The sequence below is a fragment of the Vibrio injensis genome (genome assembly GCF_001895205.1).
In the GTDB taxonomy this organism is placed as follows: domain Bacteria; phylum Pseudomonadota; class Gammaproteobacteria; order Enterobacterales; family Vibrionaceae; genus Vibrio; species Vibrio injensis.
The window spans coordinates 686,701-704,683 of sequence record NZ_BDJF01000027.1 but is presented as its reverse complement, the minus strand read 5'-3'; the positions used below and the strand labels follow the sequence as shown (position 1 = coordinate 704,683).

The following is a 17,983-nucleotide window of genomic DNA, read 5'->3' as shown; positions in this document are numbered from 1 at the left end:
AGTTTCTAATCTGGCTTATATTGTTGCTTCACTAACAAAGGTTAATTAAAACAACTTATAATGTTTTCAACTTGTTTACATTAAGTGACAATAAAGTAAATTAACGAGAAGAAGGACACTTTTTACCGTACCGCTTATGGTGTTTATGGTTTTTATGATGTTAATTATTGGCCGAAAAAGGTAGACGTCAGCTAACCCATTGATCTAATTAGCAGCTGACACCAATCTTGAAAAAAATGACGAGCTTATGGGGCAATGATTAAGAGTTTTTACTCTCGATCAACACTGAAATCCCTTCTTCTGCTAATTCTTGTCGGACACTGATTGGAAATGCCCGGTCAGTGATCACCACATCAAAACACTGCATATCGAGCGCATGAAAGGTGGCAACTTTGCCATATTTAGAGGAGTCAGAAACAAGGATGACTTTTTGTGCTGCCGCTGCGACTGCCTTTTTGACAATGACTTTAGGCTCACTGGGCGTAGAGATACCGCGCAGATTCCATGATGAAGTTGAGACAAACGCGATATCCACATTCATTCCCGCCAGAAAGTCTGACACTTTACTCCCTACGCTGGACTGATTCTCACGATCAATTCTTCCGCCCGTATGATAAAGCTCGCTTTTACTGTGATGGGTCAGAAAAGCCGCAATAACAAAATCGTTAGTAATGAAAAGTAGATCATTACGGCTAGCAAGTTGATGAGCGATTTCCAGTGTAGTGGTCCCAGCATCAAGATAAACCGTAGCATTTTGTGGCACCAACTGGCTAGCAATAAGGCCAATCATCGCTTTCTCGTTAGCGTGTTGCGTCGCTTTAGCATCATGAGAAGGCTCCTGATGCAGCACTTTAGTCAGTTGCACACCGCCTGACACGGACAATACCTTACCCAATTTTTCAAGTTTAGCGATATCGCGACGAATGGTCATGTGCGACACCTCTAATTGCTCAACCAGTTCGTTAATGCTGATCACTTCCTGTTGTGAAAGCAGAGATAGGATAGTTTTGTGACGTTCTGCTGGAATCATAATGACTTAGCTATAAGTAATGAGTGTACTCATATTACCAGTCATCAGCCATGGTGTGAAGTTGTGTTAACTATTGTTAAAAACAAACAAGTTCTGGAGAAAGACTGAAGCTATAAAGTGTGAACATCTAGTTAATTTCCATATTATTACTAATAATTGTTAATTTTTGTGACGGAAGACGCATGACACCTCACCAAGCATCACATAGAATCACAATTAATAACACAAATTAACATCAATCTTTAATGCGAGATAAGTATATGGATAATCAAACCGTGAAATCGATAGCGGTGATCGGATTAGGATCTATGGGGATGGGGGCTGCAAAATCCTGTATTCGCGCAGGACTCGATGTGTACGGCATTGACCTCAACCCAATCGCTCTCGAAACACTAGGTAACTACGGGGCGAAAGCGGTAGCTAGCGACGCCAATCTATTTGCTCACGAACTCGATGCGGTTTTATTGTTAGTCATCAACGCCAAGCAAGTGAAATCGATTTTGTTCGATTCAGGTTTAGCCGCCAACCTAAAACCAGGCACAGCAATCATGGTGTCTGCCACCATCTCTGCCCAAGATGCAAAAGATATTGAAGCGGGCCTTAAGCCTTACCACTTGCTGATGTTAGACGCCCCCGTTTCCGGTGGTGCAATAAAAGCCGAAGCCGGTGATATGACCATCATGGCATCCGGAAGTATAGAGGCATTCACTAAATTGGCTCCCGTGTTAGCGGCAACGGCAGGCAAAGTTTATAACATCGGTACCGAAATTGGCCTTGGTGCTACTGTTAAAATCATTCACCAACTTTTGGCAGGTGTACATATTGCTGCCGGAGCTGAAGCGATGGCACTGGCCGCTCGTGCCAATATTCCTCTCGATTTAATGTACGACGTGGTCACTAACGCAGCAGGTAATTCTTGGATGTTTGAAAACCGAATGAAACACGTTGTTGATGGTGACTACTCGCCAAAATCAATGGTCGATATCTTTGTTAAAGACCTTAATCTGGTCGCCAATACCGCACAAGATCTGAAATTCCCTCTGCCACTGGCGAGTACAGCACTCAACATGTTTATCTCTGCTAGTAATGCAGGTTTTGGTCAAGAAGATGACAGCGCAGTGATCAAGATTTTTGATGGCATCAATCTACCTGGCATGGAGAAATAATTATGTTACTTGGAGTCATTGCTGATGATTTTACTGGCGCAACCGATATTGCAGGTTTTCTGGTTGAAAATGGCATGCGCACTGTACAGCTCAACGGCATACCAAAGAAAAACATTCATGTAGACGCCGATGCCGTGGTCATCAGCCTTAAATCCCGCTCATGTCCCGCTGAACAAGCCGTCAACCAATCACTGGAAGCGCTTCGTTGGTTGCAAGCTCAGGGCTGCCAGCAGTTTTATTTTAAATACTGCTCGACTTTCGATAGTACTGCACAAGGCAATATCGGTCCGGTGATCGATGCCCTACTAGCAGAACTGAATGAAACCTTCACTATCGTTTGCCCAGCACTGCCAGTTAATGGCCGTACCGTATTCAATGGTTATCTATTTGTGCTTGGTGAACTCCTGAACGAATCGGGCATGCGCCACCATCCTGTAACACCAATGACAGATTCGAGCTTAGTTCGTCTGATGAATAACCAATCTCAAGGTGAATGTGGTCTGGTTAATTATCAAGTCATTGAGCAAGGTGTAGACGCCGTTGTTGCACGTTTTGCTCAATTACAAGAGGAGGGAAAACGCTACGCGGTTGTTGATGCCATTAATAGCAATCATCTGATTACTATCGGTCAGGCAGTGAAATCACTCAAATTGATCACTGGTGGATCAGGCTTAGCTGCAGGTATCGCTCAAAATTGGGCCAACAAACTGGCCGATCAAAGCGAAGCTCAATCGGCAGGCTTACCGACAAAAGCACCCGGTGTCGTGCTTTCTGGATCTTGCTCAGTCATGACGAATCAACAAGTCGCCCGTTATCAATCGGTAGCACCGCATTTTGCCGTCGACGTCGAAGCGTGCCTACGCGATAAAAACTATGTACAACAAGCGTTTATTTGGGTCACCGCGCAACTTGATAGTCACTACGCACCCATGGTGTATGCCACCGCAGATCCGGACAAACTCAAGGACATTCAAGCGCAATACGGTGCGGCCACTTCAAGTGAAGCGGTAGAGCAATTTTTCAGTCAACTTGCCCATCAATTGCAAGAGTTTGGGGTTAAAAACTTTATTGTTGCTGGCGGTGAAACGTCCGGAATTGTAACCCAAAGCCTTGGTGTCACAGGTTTTCACATCGGACCACAAATCGCCCCAGGTGTGCCTTGGGTCCAATCTATCGACGGTTCACTATCGTTGGCACTTAAGTCAGGTAACTTCGGCGATGAACGCTTCTTCGAAAAAGCACAGGATTTTTATCTATGACAGAACAACAACTTAGAGAACAGATGGTTAGCCTTGCACGCTCCATGTTTGAACGTGGTTACGCCACGGGTGGTGCAGGAAACCTATCATTGAAATTACCGAACGGCCATTTTCTCGCTACACCAACAGGCTCTTCATTTGGCCGTTTAATCGCCGAAGAATTATCTGTGGTAGATATTGAGGGTAATCAGCTCTCCGGTAAACGTGCTTCAAAAGAGATAGCCTTCCATCTGGCTATCTACCGAAACAATCCGAAATGTAACGCAATTGTGCATTTGCATTCTACTTATCTGACAGCGCTCTCCTGCCTCGATAATCTCGATGCTGATAATGCTATTCGCCCTTTCACACCTTACTACGTGATGCGTATCGGCCAATTACCTGTCATTCCCTATTTGCGCCCGGGTGAACCGCGTATTGCCGAAGAACTGGCTAAACGTGCCGCCGATTACCGTGCATTCTTACTGGCTAACCACGGCCCAGTCATCACTGGCGCCGATCTAGAAGATGCCGTGGATAACGCTGAAGAATTAGAAGAAACGGCCAAGTTAATGTTTTTACTCAATAACCATCCAGTTCGTTATCTCACAAATGTCGAGGTGGAAGACCTACAAGGGAGAGGAAAGTAATGGCTAAATTTGCTGCGAACCTTACCATGCTGTTCAACGAAGTGCCTTTTATAGAACGCTTTGAGCATGCACATCGTGCTGGCTTTAAGGCGATCGAATTTTTGTTTCCTTATGCTTTCGAACCACAAGTGTTGGCGAAAAAATTAGAGCAATACGGGCTTGAACAAGCGCTGTTTAATATGCCTCCCGGCGACTGGGATGCCGGTGAAAAAGGCTTCGCGGCTCTACCGGGGCGTGAGCAAGAATTTAGGCAAAGTGTCACCACCACACTGATGTATGCCAAAGCACTCAACTGCAAAAAAGTACACGCTATGTCAGGCATCATCGATCCAGCGTACAGCCAGCAACAACACATCGATACCTTTATCGCCAACATTCGTTACGCTGCGGATACCTTTGCCGAACATGGCATTGATGTACTGATTGAACCTTTAAACCAGCGCGATGTTCCTCATTACTTCATTGCTCATCAACGGCGTGCCGTTGAATTGATTCAGATGGTTAATCGTCCGAATGTGAAATTACAACTCGATCTGTACCACGCACAGATCATGGATGGCGATCTGGATGTTCTGATCCGCGATTTAGCGCCATTTACTGGCCATATTCAAATTGCGTCAGTGCCACACCGTAATGAACCTAGTGACGGTGAAATCAACTACCCGTATCTCTTCGATGTACTGGATAACTCCGGTTATGACGGTTGGATCGGGTGCGAATACAAACCTAAAACCACTACCGAACAAGGCTTAGGCTGGGTAAAGCCTTACTTATAACGCTCATAACAATAATAACAATAATAACAAGCAATACAACAAGGACATGTGTATGAACATCGTAATCACTGGTGGTGCCGGATTTCTCGGATCTCTACTAGCTCAAACCCTACTCCAACAAGATTCAGGCTCGATTCAGTCTTTAATGATTGTCGATCGAGTCAAACCCAACGGTACTATCACTGAAGATCCACGAGTCAGTGCCATCGTCGCCGACATCACCGATCCACAACAAGTGGCTACCTTGATTGGTCCGACAACCACTCATGTATTTCACCTTGCTGCGATTGTATCAAGTCATGCAGAACAAGATTTCGATCTTGGCATCAAGGTTAACTTGACAGCAACACAGTTAATGCTTGAACAGTGCCGTCAAGTCAATTCAGAGATACGCTTTGTATTTTCTAGTTCGCTCGCGGTGTTTGGTGGAGCATTACCAGAGGTAGTGACGCCAATGACGGCGACTCAGCCCAGTTCTTCATACGGTACACAAAAAGCCATAGGCGAACTGTTGGTAAACGATTATGGTCGTAAAAATCTGGTTGATGCGATCAGCGTTCGTCTGCCAACGATCTGTATCCGTCCCGGCGTCCCCAATCAGGCCGCGTCATCGTTCGTAAGTGGCATGATTCGCGAACCGCTAAAAGGTCAAACATCCAACTGTCCAGTGGATCTTGACCTCGGACTGTGGATATCCAGCCCAGAAACTGTCATTCAGAATATTATCCACGCAAGCCGACTGGAGCGTAGTGCTATCCAGGGTTATCGAACTTTTAACTTACCCGGTATTAGAGTTACGCCACGCACTATGCTTGCTGCAATGGCAGAGCAAGTGGCTCCTTCTCGCACCGATCTCGTCACCATTAAAAAAGATAAAGCGATTGAATCGATCGTAGCAAGCTGGCCTCAATCCATTGATAACACAAAGGAACTCAACTTAGGTTTCAGTGTTGATGCCAATTTTAATGCCGTTCTTTCTCGCTACCTTACGACTTGCTCAGTCGTAGAAATGGAGGATGCATAATGTTATCTACTTCAGTTATCGGTTTGATCATCGCGGTATTTGTTTTGATATTTCTGGTTCTGCGCACTCGGGTTCATGTCTTGATCGCAATGCTTGCAGCCGCTTGTATTGCGGGCTTGATTGGTGGATTAAGTGTTAATGAAACAATGTCGGCCATCAGCCAAGGATTTGGCGGTACCTTAAGTGGCATTGGCATTGTCATTGGTCTGGGTGTCATGATGGGAGCCATTTTGGAAACCTCTGGCGCTGGAGAATCCATCGCCTATCACTTCATTAAATGGCTAGGTAAACGAAAGGAAGAACTGGCATTAGCGATCACCGGATACATTGTCAGTATTCCCGTCTTTGTCGATAGTGCCTTAATCATCCTTTATCCAATTGCTAAGTCTTTGGCTAAGACTTCTCAACGTTCGATTCTCACTCTTACGGTCGCACTAGCAGGTGGTCTTGTCGTGGCTCACCACTGTATCCCACCAACACCTGGACCGTTGGGAGTAGCAAGTATTTTTGGTGTAGATATCGCTTCGATGCTCGGTTTTGGTTTGCTCATCGCTTTACCATCAGTGGCCGGAATTGTCATGTATGCGCGTTGGCTAGAGAAGCATTTCCCCGAATACGCGACACCAGTGACGTTGGCTAAAGCACCAGAAGAACAGAAAAAAGTTCACGCGGACTATATGGCGTCAAAGTCAGCAAAAGCATTACCCTCTTTGACTAAATCAATCATGCCTATCGTGGTACCGATTTTACTGATCCTAGCAAATTCGCTGACACAGCTGGCAGAGAAACAACTCGGATTAACGGGATTTAGCACCAGCTTTTTCGGCCAGGCTATTCAATTCCTTGGTCACCCGATCATTGCGCTATCGATCAGTACATTACTGGCGGTATACACTTTGACGCCATACCTAGACAAAGCAGAGACAACTGCGAAGCTGGAACAAGGCATTTCAACATCAGGGATCATCCTTCTCGTTACTGGTGCTGGCGGTGCTCTGGGCAACGTACTACGCGAGTCAGGCGCTGGGGCTGAAATTGCTAACCAAGTCGCCTCATTACCCATCTCACCAATCATGATCCCGTTTATTATCGCAACATTAGTGCGAGTTATTCAGGGCAGTGGGACGGTTTCAATGATTACCGCGGCATCCATTTCTGCGCCAGTTTTAGCCGAGATTCAAGATGTGAACATGCTTTTTGCCGCTTCCGCTGCAACAATGGGCAGTCTATTCGCGGGCTATTTTAATGACAGCCTATTCCATATTGTCAACCGTCTAATGGGAGTGACAGAAGTTCGCAAACAATTGGTGATTTGGACCATTCCAACCACCCTTGCTTGGGCGATTGGCGGTACGTTAATCATGACACTGAACCTTATTTTTGGGACCGCTGGCTCTATTTATGATCCTCTACTACCTCTTGTTATTCTCGGCTGGTGTCTCTATTTTATGAGCTCACAGAGCCGTTCAATGAGTCAGAGCTTTACCAAAATAAATCATTAATATCCATTTCCCCTTTTATGAAAGCGGAATGATTTAAATAAACCGATGAGGATGGCTCTCCTCATCGGTTTATTCTCACAACAATACCAGAAGATCAAAACTTTCTATGCAGAACGTCGAGTACGAACAAAAGGAATCCCTTTATCATCGATCAGTACATCTGCATCCACCTGATACAGTTGATATATCAATTCGGAAGTCAAGAGATCTTGCGGTTTCCCTTGGGCTAACAACTGCCCTTGTTTCATCACCAAAAGATTATCCGCATATTGCGCGGCAAGATTAAGATCATGCAACACCATAATCGTAGTGTATTGATGCTGGCGAGTTTGCTCAACCAAATGCTCAAGCAACACATGTTGATGGTGCAAATCGAGCGCACTAACAGGTTCATCCAGCATTAAGATGGAAGGGCTGCGCATCAATGCTTGAGCAAATAAAATCATCTGGCACTGCCCTCCACTTAAGGTTCTGACATCTCGATGCGCCAAATGACGTAAACCTAAACGAGAAAGGATCGACAGGCCATCATTCAACACCCTATCATCAATGCGCATACTCAAGGCATCCAAACGCCCAAGCAAAATCACTTCAATCACCGACAAGTTGACATCAAGATGAATATCTTGTGGCATGTAACCAAACTGTTGACGCCATTGCACAAGATGCTGCTTATTGAGTATTTGTTGATGGAAGCGAATTTCGCCTTCTTGCCATCGTATATCACCAAACAAGGTTTTGAGTAAGGTACTTTTTCCTGTACCGTTGGGACCAAGAATTGCCGTTACTTGACCCGGTTGTAATGAAAAACTCACCCCATCCGCCAAGACTAAATCACCAAATCGAACATGAAGATTGTTAACTTGTAACATATTAACGCGCCTTGCCAATAATGAGCCAAAAGAAAAAGGGCACTCCAACAATGGCGGTCACAATACCAATTGGGAACAGCGCTCCTGGAACAATTACTTTCGATAAAACAGAGGCGGTAGAGAGTAAAAATGCGCCGATTAAAAAGGATAAGGGAAGAAAGAAACGTTGATCCTCACCGACCAAAATCTTAGCGATATTGGGAGCGACAATACCAATAAACCCAATAATACCCACGAAGCTGGTCACCGTTGCCGTCATCAGTGCAACGAGAAATAATGTTTTTAACCTGAGCCGAACAATATTCACTCCGAGGCTTTTTGCCCGCTCTTCCCCTAAACGCAGTGCCGTTAACTTCCAAGCATCTTTTAGTAACAGTACAACACTCAAACTGACCACGACAGCGGTGATCATCAAGTTATTCCACGTTGCTTTCGATAAGCTGCCAAACAACCAAAACAAAATTTGCTGGCTTAGCTCCGGTGAAGAGATGAACTGCACTAATGAGAGTAAAGATTGAAATAAAAACAGCAAAGCTATGCCTGCCAAAATCAACTGCCCAGACCCAATATGACGTACAGATGCAAGAGCAAAGAGAAAGCAAGCAGAAAGCATACAACACACAAAAGCGCCTAAGGGAACCGCAAAATGGTTCTCTATGCCTAGCGAACCAACATAAAGTACCAAAGCGGCACCAAATCCAGCTGCGGCAGCCATTCCCAACGTATAAGGGCTCGCCATTGAATTATTCAACAACGTTTGCATTTCTGCACCGCCGACCCCAAGCGATCCACCGACGAAGATAGCCATTAATGCAATAGGCAATCGTAAATTTTTGACAATCACTTGTGTCGAAGCATCAACCTGAAAAGGAAGCCCGATCCATTCTAATAATGCATGCAGTACCGAGGTCACATCGATCATCGAGGGACCAGTCATAATATCTAGAATAAAGGAAGCAATCAGCAATAAACCGAAGCCAAATAACATCCAACTACGGCGACGTTCACTTTCTCGCTGTGTCATAACAGCATCTTGTAATGTATCAGAGATCATTTTTTATTAATCCAGTTTTTCGTAGCCAAAAACAACTCGTTGAGAAAAAATTCAATGACAACCAGACAACACTATCGAGCACTTTTGGTTTTGCAGTGATCAAACCTGATACTGGGATAATGATAAAAGAGGTGAGCAAAGCCTTTCTTTTCATTCTTATTTTCTCGAACACGCCTGTATATGCGTGACTCGTACTAGCATTGAATCAGCGCACATTATGCGACCTTGGCTGTGAATAATACCATTCAATAAATAATAATTACCACACATTGAGTATCTAAATAATAACTATTTGCATAATTATTTAGTTTATTCTTATAATCATGTCAATAGTCCGACGCATTCCAGCGCCAAATATGCATTTAATAGCAAATGAAGAGTTTATCGTATGTACAAAAAATTCCTGATCATGGCTTCACTGGCTTTTAGCACCACAGCTCTCTCAGCAGTGACTACCGTTACTGATGTATTAGAAAGGCAAGTTACCTTTAACGCTCCCGCTCAACGCGTTATTGTTGGTTTTTACCCTGAAGACTATATGGCTATTGGTACAGAAGCGGCCTATGACAACGTCGTTGGTATGTCAAAATACATCTGGCAAGCTCGGCCAGCCAACTGGGAGATGTATGTTAAGCATCGTCCCTCACTGGATGATATCCCTGAAATTGGCCGAGTAGATACCAATTCATTTTCGATAGAAAAAGTGATCAGCCTAAACCCTGACCTCATCCTATTAGCCGATTGGCAATATAAAGCCTTAAGCACGGAAGTCTCTCGCCTTGAAGCAATGGGGATTCCGATTGTGGTTGTCGATTATAATGCTCAAACGGTAGAACGGCATGTAAAAAGCACCCAACTGATTGGCATCATCACAGGACAAGAAAAACGGGCTGAAGCTATTGCGAATGAATATCAGGAAAGTGTCGAGAAGATAACTCAACGACTGGCTGCGGCAAATAAACCTCAACCAAAAATCTATACCGAATATGGTGCAAGCGGGGTAAATGAAGTGGGCTACACCTTTGGTAAAAATATGTGGGGAGCTATCTCAACCATGGCGGGTGGCGATAATATTTCAGCCCCTTATGTCGAATGGTGGGGAAAACTTAACCCTGAACAAATTATTGCCAGCAATCCCGATGTGATTGTTATTACAGGGTATGAATCCGGCACTGCCAGCAATGCAATGCTCATAGGGCAAGACGTCGCCGAAGAAACGGCAAAACAACGGCTAGCGGGCTTTAAACAACGGCTGGGTTGGTCTTCCATTAATGCAGTAAAAAACAACCGGATGTATGCCGCCTATCATGGTGCATGTCGAACCATTATGGACGGCGCAATGATTCAGTTTTATGCTAAGGCGCTCTACCCTGATGTCTTCACTGATCTCAATCCCGAGCAAGCCTATTTGGATTTCTATCAAAAATATTTACCAGTTACCCCTCAAGGCACCTTTGTTACTCAGCTTCCTTAATCCTTTGCCATTGAGCTCAACGCTCTCGTTGGGCTCAATGCTTATCAATTCATCATTCTCATTTTCCTGTGAACTTTTTCATTACTCACAACCGATTAATTGCTTCACTTTTCATCTTCACTAATGAGCTAAACCAAACCTCATCATATGTAGATTCCCGCGCTATGATAAAAATGCTAAAATACTCAACATAAGAGCTGCTGTCATTATGGTTAGTATGGCGACCCAATCAAACTCATCGATTGTTTTGATGCCCACCTGATACCCCACCAGCTAAAACCAAAAAACGAAAGGCTACAAACTCAAATGGTTAATAATAAAATTCAATGGTTTCCGGGCCACATGCACAAGGCTCGTAAAGAGATTGAAGAAGCAATTCCGCAAATTGATGTGATTATCGAAGTGCTCGATGCGCGTATTCCTTATAGCAGTGAAAACCCGCTCATTTCTCAACTTCGCGGCGACAAACCTTGCGTTAAGGTGCTGAATAAGCGTGATTTAGCGGATCCTGAAATGACCGAGTTGTGGATTGCTCATTTAGAGCAAGAACAAGGGGTGAAAGCCATGGCCATCACCACGGCGAATCCACAAGAAGTGCATCGAATTCTCGATTTGTGTCGCAAACTCGTTCCCCATCGTGAAGAAGTGGGTAAAAATGTCCGCACCATGATCATGGGGATCCCTAACGTGGGTAAGTCTACCATCATCAATACGTTGGCTGGTCGAGCGATTGCCCAAACCGGTAACCAACCGGCGGTAACACGTCGTCAACAACGGATCAATTTACAAAATGGTATCGTGCTATCTGATACTCCCGGTATTTTATGGCCGAAAGTTGAAAACCCTCACAGTGGGTTTCGCCTTGCCGCGACAGGTGCCATTAAAGATACCGCAATGGAGTACGAAGATGTCGCGTTTTACACAGTCGAGTATCTCGCCAAACATTATGCCGACAAACTCACCGCACGTTATCAAGTTGATGGCACGCCGCAATCTGATGTGGAATGGATGGAAGCAATCGGCCAAAAACGAGGCGCGCTGCGCGCTGGTGGACGAGTAGATTTGCATAAAGCATCGGAAATTCTTCTACATGAACTTCGTCAAGGGGTACTTGGGCAAATTACCTTAGAACACCCAGAGATGATCCCAAATGAATTAATCGAAGTCGAACAAGAAGAAATCCGCAAAGCGGAAGAAAAAGCGAAAATAAAAGAAGAGCGTCGTAAACGCTATTTACGCAATAAACGCTAGCGAGTAGAGCACAACGCAAAATCTCTCGCACAAAAAGTCACAACGTCACTTAAGGTTGTGGCTTTTTTTATCTCCCTCGCTTAATCGTCTAAGGCTTTGATTCACTCACTTCCTGTGTTTAGCAATACACAAACGTACATTTCAAGACACATCACTAAGTGACAAACGAGGTTATGGTCAGTTAGGCTATCTGGCGAATTAAGACCCACAGATAGCTTTCACAAAGCACTGTCTGATGATTATCTGCGGAACCTAATCATCAATTTACCATCATACGTTCATGATCTTATCTCACTTACGGAACCTAACATGAAAAAACGCTGGATTGCAGTCGGCATCGTATTAATCGGCAGTGGTTATTGGGTTAACTCACATTTTTCTCAGCCCAAAGCTTCACTGCCAACCCTCACGGCACAATTAGGTCAAATTGAAAAACAAGCCGTCGCGGTAGGAAAAATCGTTCCTGCTCACTCGGTTTCCGTCAAATCGCAAATTGAAGGTATCGTTGGCGAGGTTTTCCACCAGGTCGGTGAACACGTTACTGCAGGTACGCCATTAATTAAAATTAACCCTAACCCAACTCCGCAAGCACTCACCGAAGCAACCACCATGTTAATGCAAAGTGAAGCCAGCTTAGAATCAGCAAAACAAAACGTTGCCAATTTAGAACGGCTGGTACAACAAAATATTATTCCTAAAAACTACGGCGACTATGTCCAAGCTCAAGCGGATCTGAAGTCAAAATTAGCTGATGTGGTGCAAAAACGTCAAAACTTGGAATTAATTCGTAGCGGTGAAGCCTCGATTGGCGACGCAAAATTAACTTCAACCCTAACCGCTCCCATTGATGGCACTATTTTAAATTTAAAAGTTGAAGTGGGTGAGCCAATCATCTCTACCGCCTCCAGCCAAGCTGCGACCGAATTGATGACCATCGCCGATATGAACAACATGATTTTTAAAGGCAGTGTCAGCGAACACGATGCCGCGCAATTAGCCGTTGGTATGCCAGTTACGGTCGTACTTGCACCCTTTCCAACCATTAATATCGATGGCGTATTAAGTAAAGTCGCCGTGCAATCGGAAAAGCTTAATAACCCTAGCTCGGCCAATAGCACAGGGTTTGATAATGGTTTTGAAGTCGAGATTAGCCAACTGAGCTTTCCTGATACAATTACCCTTCGCTCCGGTTTTTCAGCCACCGCTCATATCATCTTAGAGAAAGTCGACGATGTCGTGACGATCCCCGAACGTGCATTACGTTTTCAAGGTAATCAAGCCGAAGTATTAATTGCTGATGATTCAGAACATGGATTCACCGCACAGCCAGTAACATTAGGGTTATCCGATGGCATCAATGTGCAAATTATATCTGGACTTGAAAACCAACAAACCATTGTTGATAACAGTATGCTGGGTCATTCTTATGCCAACTAATGCCTTGATCAATTTTACCCGTTATGGATTATTAGCACTTGCGATCAGTCAACCCGCTTTTGCTATTACGTTAGAACAAGCTTGGCAAGCGGCAAAAACCGCTGATCCAACCTACATGCAGGCACAAATCCAATCGCAAATTAGTCAAACTGACGTCGCCACAGCCACTAGCGTATTACGCCCATCGCTGAATATCACGGCGCAAACCAGTTGGAACCAAGATGGTGACAACCAAAGAGGTTATGGCGCCACATTAAGTCAAACCCTTTGGGATAGCTCTGCTTGGTCTGCGCTTGATCAGTCTCAAGCTCACTATGTCGCTACGCAACTGCGGGCAAAAGCGGAATACAATAACCTTGCTGCCCGTTTACTGACCGCTTATCTTGATGTGGCAAGCGCTCAAGGCGATTTGAATCTTGCTCAAGAAAAATGGCATGAAGGTGGACAATTACTGCAGATCACTGAGCAGCGCTATCTGGCCGGTAAAATTCGCGCCACAGAGTTAGAAGATATGCGCGCCAATCATGTTGATGAGCAAGCTGCTTTACTCGCCGCACAATCGGCTCTTGCTAGCAAACAATATGCGTTAACGGCGCTCATTAATCAGCCAGTTGATAAAATCAATGAAATCAATACGCAGGTATCAGAGCAACCCACTTTGCCTTTTGCGACTGAACAACAATGGATTAAGCTTGCCAAAGACAACAGTCCGACCTTGTTAGCCAGCATACAAGAGTTAACTGCGGCTCAATTTGCGCATGACGCCGCTAAAGCCAAATATTACCCGACGTTATCAGGTAGCGTGTCCTATCAAAGTACTGATCAAGGTCGTGATGGTGATTTGAATGCAGGGCTGACGCTCAGCGTGCCTATCGATTTAAATGGGGCGACACGTTCTAGTGTGGATCGCGCTCAACTCACTATCTTAAACAACAAGCAAGCGGTGAGAAAAGTTGAGATTGATATTCAACAAGAAATTCAAACTCGCTTTCATCAACTGCAATTGGAATGGCAACGGATTGAAATTGCCCAGCAACAAGTGTTGGCGCGACAAACCGCGTTAGAAAGTAAGCAAGCGGTGTATAACGCCGGGATGACCGAAGCTTCTGAGGTTATCACTGCTCATAATGCACTGTTTAATAGTAAACATACCTTACAAACTCGTTTATACGACTACTGGCGTCATCGCATTGCCTTGCTAAAAACCGTTGGCAAATTAGATGATGAAAGTATCGCGTTAATCGCACGAGCACTGCAGTAATGAACAGCCTATTTTTACAAGTTGCCCAAACTTTGTTGGCACACCGCTTGCGCAGCACATTAGCCATTATTGCCATTGTCTGGGGAATGCTGTCGGTACTGGTTTTAGTCGCTTTAGGTGAAGGGTTTTATCGAGTGAATACTCAATCCTTTGCGTTACTGATGAGTGATACTCAGATGGCTTTTCCTAGTCAAACGACTAAACCATGGCAAGGGCTACCGGCGAAACGACCTATCCGGATCTCCGAGGAGCAAATGCACGCGTTAGCCAGACAATCAGCGATAGAGCAACTATCGGTGATGTACGGAAAATGGGATGCCAACGTCACCAACGCTCAAGGGCGCTCACTACCAGGTTATGTCGCTGGGGTTGATCAGCATTATTTTGCTTTACAAAGTCTAACCTTACGTCCGGCGTCGCGTGCGATAACCCCTAATGATGTACTCAATCATGCGAGAGTAGCGATCATCGGTTGGCAATTAGCCCAAGTCGGTCAATTGGCGCTCGGCGATAGCGTTAAGGTCAATGGCGTACCCTTTTTTATTATTGGTATCACTGAGCAAAAAGAAGGCGGTGTATCATTAAATAATGAAAGTAATCAATTGATGATCCCTAGCACTACCTTTACCGATTTATGGCAAAGTAAACCCTATTCTTTATTGGTAAAACCTAAAGCAGATATCCCAGGACTGGCTTTACGTCACACCATACAAACGTTTTTTGCCAAGCAGCAACACTATGATCCGACAGATAGCGAAGCGGTTTATTTACCAGACTTCAGTAGTGGTGCTCAATTTATCAATGCGCTATTTCGCGGTATTCAACTGTTTTTAGGTGCGAGTGGCATGATAACACTTGCCGTTGGCGCGTTAGGCGTGGCGAATATTATGTTTTTATCGGTGACAGAACGAACGCGAGAAATAGGTGTGAGACTGGCGGTCGGGGCAACCCCAAACACTATCCTCTGGCAATTTATACTCGAAGGCACGTTATTGGTTGCTCTTGGCTGTACATTTGGTATTGGCCTCTCGTATTTAACCATTGCAACGCTCAATCAATTGGGTTTGCCTGAATGGCTAGGTACGCCGATCATCACCAGCGCATCGATCATTGGTTCGCTCTTGATAACCACTTGCCTCGCGTTATGTGCCGCTTATTTTCCAGCGCGCCGTGCCGCCCATTTAACGCCAGTGTTAGCTTTAAGTGCGAGAGGATAGCATGCTGCCAATCAGACAAATTGTTCAAGAAATGCTGGCAGAAAAACAGCGTCTTTTGCTCACGATACTTGCCGTCGCTTGGGGGACCTTGTGCATTAGCATCATGTTAGCCAGCGGCGAAGGGCTAAAACAAGGGTTAACCCGCGCCTCGCAAAGCGGTAATGGTCAACTGATTTACATCACTCCCGGCTACGCCACTATCAATAGTGGGCGATTCTTTAGTGGTCAAGCCGTGACTTTACAAGCTCAAGATGTCGATGTAATCCGTGCATTGCCCAATGTACAACAAGCAGAAGTCAGTGCTGTGTGGGAGAAAACCGTCAGTTACCAAGAAAACAGCAGTTGGCGAACGCCCTATGCCGTTAGTCCTGATTATGCTCAATTGACAGGGATAGAAATGATGCCCGGCGGTCGCTGGTTTAATCAATTAGATAACCAGCAACAGCGTAAAGTCATCGTGTTGGGTTATACCACTGCAAGTCAGTTGTTTAATCAAGACAGCGATGAGGATTTCCTGCAATCGCCCGTGTTAACCATCAATCCCGTCGGTAAAATCGTTAAGGTCGGTGATGAAGATTTCACAGTAATTGGGGTCATTAAAACCAATAGCTCACTAGTAGAAGATGGCTTACCCATTGATTATTCGTTATTTGTTCCTTTAAGTACTTGGCAACGTTTTTATCCCAATCAAGCGATTACGGCGATTAATGTCAAACCCACAGCACAAGCTGATCGCGAACAATTAGCTCAAGTGATTAAACAAGTGTTAGCCAGAAAATATTCTGCCGATCCCAGTGATGAGCAGTTAATTCAAACCCAAGACATGCTACTCCGACAAAAAACCATGCAACGCTTTTTACTCGGTCTGCAAAGCTTTTTAGGGGTGATTGGTCTTGTGACTTTAAGCGTTGCAGGGATTGGGATTGCCAATGTAATGTATGCAACCGTCAAACGCGCTACGCGAGATATCGGTGTCAGAATGGCGGTTGGCGCTACCAGCACCAATATTCGTCTGCATTATTTAGTGCAATCCATCCTAACGATGGCTATGGGGGGAATCGTTGGATTGAGTTTTAGCTACGCACTGATCCGTCTCATTCAACAATTACCACTACAAGGTAACTTTCTTTATGATCAGTTGGGTAAACCTCAACCAGAACTATCATGGCCAATTCTGCTTTTGGTTATGGCAGCATTAATTATCATCGGCGTCATTGCGGCTTGGTTTCCAGCTAATCGCGCAGCAAATATCACTCCATTAGAGGCATTACAAAGTGAATGATCAATCTCCTCTCGTGCAACTCTCCAATATCTGTAAGCATTATCGAAGTGGTGAAGAACACGTCAAAGCGCTGGATAATGTCTCACTGAATATCAATAAAGGGGAATACCTTGCTATTCTTGGTCCATCTGGCTCAGGCAAATCGACCTTAATGAATGTTCTTGGCTGTTTGGACACCCCCACCAGTGGTAACTATATACTCGAAGACAAACCAGTATCATCGTTAAGCAATCACCAATTAGCCAAGATAAGAAATCAAAAAATTGGTTTTGTTTTTCAAAGCTTTAATTTACTCGATTATGCAAATGCGATTGATAATGTCGCTCTGCCACTGGTATATAGCGGAACAAAGTTGAAAGAAAGGCGTCAACGGGCAGAGTATTTATTAGAGAGTGTTGGTTTGGGTGATCGCCTCTATCATAAACCCAATCAACTTTCTGGCGGTCAAAAACAGCGAGTGGCTATTGCTCGAGCACTGGTTAATGACCCACAAATCATTTTGGCCGATGAACCAACAGGAGCGCTGGATTCAACATCAGGCGCTGAAATCGAAGCCTTGTTCAATCAGCTCCATCAAGCGGGACGAACGCTGATTATTGTCACTCATGATGTGGCACTGGCGCAGCGCACTCGGCGGATCATTACTATTAAGGATGGTAAAGTGTTATCGGATAAGCCTGCGATCAAAGCGAATGACGCTTAAACTCCCCCTTTAGAGAGAAGATAAGAAGGCTGAGAAACGGTCTTCT

The 17,983-nt window shown here is 44.8% G+C and carries 16 protein-coding genes; 13 read left to right on the top strand and 3 right to left on the bottom strand.

Annotated features, from left to right (window positions below; translation table 11 throughout):
* Positions 1 to 259: 259 nt before the first annotated feature.
* Positions 260 to 1,030, bottom strand: a complete 771-nt coding sequence (locus BSR11_RS15075) for a DeoR/GlpR family DNA-binding transcription regulator (protein ID WP_072671148.1) — start codon at positions 1,028 to 1,030, stop codon at positions 260 to 262.
* Positions 1,031 to 1,290: 260 nt separating this feature from the next.
* Between BSR11_RS15075 and ltnD the strand changes: the two genes are divergently transcribed.
* Genes ltnD through BSR11_RS15045 form a run of 6 tightly spaced genes read left to right on the top strand, consistent with a single transcriptional unit; the run spans position 1,291 to position 7,386 of the window.
* Positions 1,291 to 2,196 carry an L-threonate dehydrogenase gene (gene ltnD, locus BSR11_RS15070; protein ID WP_072671147.1) on the top strand — a complete coding sequence of 302 codons (906 nt, stop codon included), beginning with the start codon at positions 1,291 to 1,293 and terminating at the stop codon, positions 2,194 to 2,196.
* Between the two features lie 2 nt (positions 2,197 to 2,198).
* Positions 2,199 to 3,455 (top strand): 3-oxo-tetronate kinase, encoded by a 1,257-nt coding sequence (gene otnK / locus BSR11_RS15065; RefSeq protein WP_072671146.1) that lies wholly within the window; start codon positions 2,199 to 2,201, stop codon positions 3,453 to 3,455.
* On the top strand, positions 3,452 to 4,084 hold the full coding sequence (otnC, locus tag BSR11_RS15060) for a 3-oxo-tetronate 4-phosphate decarboxylase (RefSeq protein ID WP_072671145.1): 633 nt from the start codon (positions 3,452 to 3,454) through the stop codon (positions 4,082 to 4,084). Before otnK ends, otnC begins: the two co-directional genes overlap by 4 nt.
* The gene (gene otnI / locus BSR11_RS15055) at positions 4,084 to 4,860 is read left to right on the top strand and encodes a 2-oxo-tetronate isomerase (protein WP_072671144.1); all 777 of its coding nucleotides are present in this window, start codon (positions 4,084 to 4,086) and stop codon (positions 4,858 to 4,860) included. The genes otnC and otnI overlap by 1 nt, the downstream gene beginning before the upstream one ends.
* A 52-nt stretch (positions 4,861 to 4,912) precedes the next feature.
* The gene (gene denD, locus BSR11_RS15050; protein ID WP_072671143.1) at positions 4,913 to 5,884 is read left to right on the top strand and encodes a D-erythronate dehydrogenase; all 972 of its coding nucleotides are present in this window, start codon (positions 4,913 to 4,915) and stop codon (positions 5,882 to 5,884) included.
* A complete protein-coding gene (locus BSR11_RS15045; RefSeq protein WP_072671142.1) occupies positions 5,884 to 7,386 on the top strand; it encodes a GntP family permease in 1,503 nt (500 codons plus the stop codon). Before denD ends, BSR11_RS15045 begins: the two co-directional genes overlap by 1 nt.
* Before the next feature lie 104 nt (positions 7,387 to 7,490).
* On the opposite strand, the gene BSR11_RS15040 is transcribed toward BSR11_RS15045, so the two are convergent.
* Together BSR11_RS15040 and BSR11_RS15035 are read right to left on the bottom strand one after the other, a co-directional pair.
* A complete protein-coding gene (locus BSR11_RS15040) occupies positions 7,491 to 8,258 on the bottom strand; it encodes an ABC transporter ATP-binding protein (protein ID WP_072671141.1) in 768 nt (255 codons plus the stop codon).
* 1 nt (position 8,259) lies between these two features.
* A complete protein-coding gene (locus BSR11_RS15035) occupies positions 8,260 to 9,312 on the bottom strand; it encodes a FecCD family ABC transporter permease (RefSeq protein ID WP_072671140.1) in 1,053 nt (350 codons plus the stop codon).
* 388 nt (positions 9,313 to 9,700) lie between these two features.
* On the opposite strand from BSR11_RS15035, the gene BSR11_RS15030 reads away from it, so the two are divergent.
* The 7 genes from BSR11_RS15030 to BSR11_RS15000 all read left to right on the top strand — a co-directional run bounded on the left by BSR11_RS15030 (position 9,701) and on the right by BSR11_RS15000 (position 17,937).
* Complete coding sequence (locus BSR11_RS15030) at positions 9,701 to 10,786, top strand: ABC transporter substrate-binding protein (RefSeq protein ID WP_072671139.1); 1,086 nt, start codon at positions 9,701 to 9,703, stop codon at positions 10,784 to 10,786.
* Between the two features lie 306 nt (positions 10,787 to 11,092).
* On the top strand, positions 11,093 to 12,037 hold the full coding sequence (ylqF, locus tag BSR11_RS15025; protein ID WP_072671138.1) for a ribosome biogenesis GTPase YlqF: 945 nt from the start codon (positions 11,093 to 11,095) through the stop codon (positions 12,035 to 12,037).
* A 309-nt stretch (positions 12,038 to 12,346) separates the two neighbouring features.
* A complete protein-coding gene (locus BSR11_RS15020; RefSeq protein WP_072671137.1) occupies positions 12,347 to 13,474 on the top strand; it encodes an efflux RND transporter periplasmic adaptor subunit in 1,128 nt (375 codons plus the stop codon).
* On the top strand, positions 13,464 to 14,735 hold the full coding sequence (locus BSR11_RS15015; protein WP_072671136.1) for a TolC family protein: 1,272 nt from the start codon (positions 13,464 to 13,466) through the stop codon (positions 14,733 to 14,735). Before BSR11_RS15020 ends, BSR11_RS15015 begins: the two co-directional genes overlap by 11 nt.
* Positions 14,735 to 15,952 carry an ABC transporter permease gene (locus BSR11_RS15010; protein ID WP_072671135.1) on the top strand — a complete coding sequence of 406 codons (1,218 nt, stop codon included), beginning with the start codon at positions 14,735 to 14,737 and terminating at the stop codon, positions 15,950 to 15,952. Before BSR11_RS15015 ends, BSR11_RS15010 begins: the two co-directional genes overlap by 1 nt.
* A gap of 1 nt (position 15,953) precedes the next feature.
* Positions 15,954 to 17,234 carry an ABC transporter permease gene (locus BSR11_RS15005; RefSeq protein WP_072671134.1) on the top strand — a complete coding sequence of 427 codons (1,281 nt, stop codon included), beginning with the start codon at positions 15,954 to 15,956 and terminating at the stop codon, positions 17,232 to 17,234.
* Positions 17,227 to 17,937 (top strand): ABC transporter ATP-binding protein, encoded by a 711-nt coding sequence (locus tag BSR11_RS15000; RefSeq protein WP_072671133.1) that lies wholly within the window; start codon positions 17,227 to 17,229, stop codon positions 17,935 to 17,937. The genes BSR11_RS15005 and BSR11_RS15000 overlap by 8 nt, the downstream gene beginning before the upstream one ends.
* The last annotated feature ends 46 nt before the right edge of the window (positions 17,938 to 17,983 follow it).